The sequence below is a fragment of the Rhodococcus sp. BP-261 genome (assembly GCF_019835205.1).
GTDB lineage: Bacteria > Actinomycetota > Actinomycetes > Mycobacteriales > Mycobacteriaceae > Rhodococcoides > Rhodococcoides kyotonensis_B.
The window spans coordinates 1-3,508 of sequence record NZ_JABUCO010000050.1 but is presented as its reverse complement, the minus strand read 5'-3'; the positions used below and the strand labels follow the sequence as shown (position 1 = coordinate 3,508).

The 3,508-nt window shown below is 63.7% G+C and carries 4 protein-coding genes; 2 read left to right on the top strand and 2 right to left on the bottom strand.

Going from position 1 to position 3,508, the window contains the following annotated elements:
• Both HQ354_RS25405 and HQ354_RS25400 read right to left on the bottom strand, forming a co-directional pair.
• Positions 1-1,113, bottom strand: a 1,113-nt coding sequence (locus tag HQ354_RS25405) for a DUF222 domain-containing protein (protein ID WP_308115305.1), incomplete at its 3' end; no start/stop codon positions are given.
• A 346-nt stretch (positions 1,114-1,459) separates the two neighbouring features.
• Complete coding sequence (locus HQ354_RS25400; RefSeq protein WP_068429244.1) at positions 1,460-2,038, bottom strand: TetR/AcrR family transcriptional regulator; 579 nt, start codon at positions 2,036-2,038, stop codon at positions 1,460-1,462.
• Positions 2,039-2,115: 77 nt separating this feature from the next.
• Between HQ354_RS25400 and HQ354_RS25395 the strand changes: the two genes are divergently transcribed.
• A complete protein-coding gene (locus HQ354_RS25395; protein ID WP_068429241.1) occupies positions 2,116-2,535 on the top strand; it encodes a VOC family protein in 420 nt (139 codons plus the stop codon).
• A gap of 28 nt (positions 2,536-2,563) precedes the next feature.
• Positions 2,564-3,337, top strand: a complete 774-nt coding sequence (locus tag HQ354_RS25390; RefSeq protein WP_068429239.1) for a PIG-L family deacetylase — start codon at positions 2,564-2,566, stop codon at positions 3,335-3,337.
• Positions 3,338-3,508: the final 171 nt, after the last annotated feature.

Sequence of the window (3,508 nt, the reverse complement as noted above, 5' to 3'; positions counted from 1 at the left end):
GTCGGCTGTGGTGGTGTTGTCGAGGGTGATGTGGAGTTCGTCGGCGATGTTTCTGGCTTCGGTGATGACGATCTGCCAGTCGCTGTTGGCGGCGAGTTCGCGGGCGTAGGCGGCGTCGATCAACCCGTGTCCGGCGAGGTAGGCGGGTAGATCGTTCAATGCGGCGAGGGTGGCGAGGTCGATGGTGATCGAGGTCAGTGGTACTCGCCGATCCGGCAGCACACGGTTGGCGGTGCAGGGGTGGTCTTCGTCGGCTTCGCAGGTGCAGGCGAGATGGGTTTCGCGTCGTATGCATGCGGTGTAGGCGGCGGCGAGGCGTTGGCTGCGGGTGCGGGGGTCGCGGGGGCATAGGGTGGCGGCCATTTCGGTGATCGATTGCCAGCAGGCGGCGGCGTCGGCGGCGTCGAGGGTTGCTTCGATGGTGGCGATCAGGTCTTTGTCGCGGTAGCGCACTCCGGTGAGTTTTTTCAGGTCTTCTCGCACCTCGGCGACTTCGTCGGGTGCGGTGCGCTGGATGATGGCGGCGATTTCGGTGGCCAATGGTCCGGGGGAGAGCCTTCTGGCGGCGTGTAGCACTTCGGCTTCGATCCGTGTGGCGGCATCCAAAGACAGCGGGGAGGTGACGCGGTAGATCGCGCGGACGCGGGCGAGGTCGAGTTCGCCGGCGTCGAATGCTGTTTTGATCGCGGGCAGGCGTAGGCGTAGGTCCATGCCGATCTCGGCGAAGGTGTCCGCGACGGTTTTCGAGCAGCCCAAAATCTTCGCTGTTTCGGAGGCCGCATAGTTGCCGGCGTCGGTGATCAGGTCCCCGACCTGAATGGTTTGATGGATGCACGAATCCCATATGTGGGCTGCGAGAGCGACTTTCCGTGCGCAGGCCTGATTCTCCAGGACCGCGACCTGCGACAGTTCACCCAACACCGCCGTGTCGATGACCGGTTTCTTCTGTGGTCCGACGTATTTCGCGAACGCGCTGCGCCTAGTGAACGGCATGGATTCAAGCCCCCGACTCGATTCGAACTTATGTTCGACTATACCACCGGAGATCGGGATGTCAAGGAAACTGGTTGTCTCGCAGTGCATTACGATCGAATCGGCACTATCACATGCCACCGACAAGAACGCGCCACGAACCGGGGTCGCGGGCTTCCCTCCACGACGACGTAGCGGCGGACCCTGCTTCGAACGCCCTCTACAGCGCTGCGCCGCATGAAGTTTCGGCCCGCCCCAAAGTGCGGTCATCCTCGACAATCGAATCGAACGCGACCGATCACTGTTCGACGGGTGAAGAATCCGCAGAAGGCGTCGGTCGCAGCCCTGACCGCTACCGGCGCCTGCGTGGGTGTCGGCGCAGCACTGGTGTGACGTTCGGCGTTACCGCAAGGCGCAGACGCCGTCGACTACTTCTCTGTCGCTGAGCCTTCGCGACCTACGCCTCACCGGCCGAGCCTGAACGACGTCACGACCGCAACGCCCCCAGCAACCGGTCGAGCATCGCGTGCGCATTCCGACGATCCTGCGGGGCTGCGTCGGCCCTGGCCAACCACAGTGCAGCCTCGTTCATTGCCCCCGACAACATGACCGCAGCAGGGTCGGCCGACGCGCCGGACAAACCGAGCAACTCCGCCAAGCCCTCCCGCAGAAGCCTGCCCGAATGCCGGGCGTCGGACTCCCGCCACGTCGCCCACCCGAGAACCGCAGGCCCGTCGACCAGCAGAATCTGTCGATGCGCGTCGGAACACGCGGCGTCGACGAATGCGTGACAGCCGTCGACCAACTGACCCCAGTCCGTGTCCGCGCGTGACGCGGCGTCCGACACCGCGTCGGCGACACGCTCGGCGACCAGATCGAGCACCGCCGCGAAAAGGCCGTTCTTGCTTTTGAAATGGTGATACACCGCGCCGCGCGTCACACCCGATCGAGCCGCGACGTCTTCGAGACCGACGCCGGAAAATCCCGACTCCGCGAACATCTCACGCGCAACGTCGAGCAAGTGCGCAGTCGTGACGGCGCTCTGCTCCTTCTTCGTCGGACTCATCGTTTCCTCCCTTGATACGTACACAGTGTATGTGTAGTCTCAAACACATACAGACTGTACGTATCTATAGGAGGTCCATGATGCTCAGCAGCTTCTACCCCGTTCTGATGACCCACGACGTACGCGCCACGGCGTCGTTCTACGTCGAAACGTTGCAGTTCGAGACGACGTTCGACAGCGACTGGTACGTCAGTCTCAGACGCGACCCGAATTTCGAACTCGCCATCCTGGACGCGTCGCACGAGACGATTCCGCCCGCACTTCGCCACCCGTCCCGCGGAACGCTTCTCAATCTGGAAGTCGACGACGTGGACGCAGAATACGACCGCCTCGTGGTGCGCGGCGGTGCCACGCTTCTGCTCGACATCCGCAGCGAGGACTTCGGTCAACGACACTTCATCATCGCCGCACCGGACGGCGTCGGACTGGACATCATCACCAACATCGCTCCGACCGCGGAGTTCGCCGACAGTTACGCACCCGCAGCCACGAAATAATCGACGGGGCGTGCAAGCATGTCCCTTCATGAGCACACTTGTCTGCTTTCACGCCCATCCCGACGACGAGGTCTTCAACACCGGCGGCGTCATGCGCCTCGCGGCCGACGCGGGGCATCGGGTCGTGCTGGTCACCGCGACCGACGGTGCCCTCGGCGAGTTTCCCGACGGCATTCTCGCCGAGGGCGAGACCCTGGCCGAACGTCGCAAGACCGAGCTTGCGACATCTGCGGGCATCCTCGGTGCGGATCGAGTCGTCATGCTGCACTACGCCGACTCCGGTATGGCCGGAACACCCGAGAACGACGCGCCCGACGCATTCTGCAACGTCGACGTCGACGAGGCAGCAGGCAAGCTCGCCGCCGTACTCGACGAGGAGAACGCCGACGTCCTGACCATCTACGATCCCAACGGCGGCTACGGGCACCCCGATCACATCCAGGTGCACTACGTCGGCGCGAGGGCCGCGGAACTGGCCGGGACGAAGAACGTCTACGAGACGACAGCCAACCGCGACCACATGAAGAAACTCGTCGAGCTCAACCCGAACTGGGCCGACGAGGACAACTCGCTCGACCTCGACACGTTCGGGCTGCCCGAGTCGGAGATCACCACCGTCGTCGACGTCAGCACGGTCATGGATGCCAAGCGCAACGCCATGCTGGCGCACGAGACGCAGGTCGGTGACTTCGGGCCGTTCCTGCAGATGCCCGTCGACATGCTGCAGGCCGCGTTCGGGCGTGAGTGGTTCAGACGCGTCGGCGGCGGCCCCAGTCTGACGGAAACGGAACTTCCGCTGTAGTGCGCCTGGCGGCGCTCGTGCGTGAATAGTTGGAGCGGAGGCCAACTTTCCGCGCAGTGATACTGGAATGGTTCGTCGATGCAGTGGTTTGACTCGTTTCCGCGCTGACGCCGATGGCTGTCTTTCCCGTGATGTGTCGGCTGCTGCATCGATGGACACCTGAAGCACACG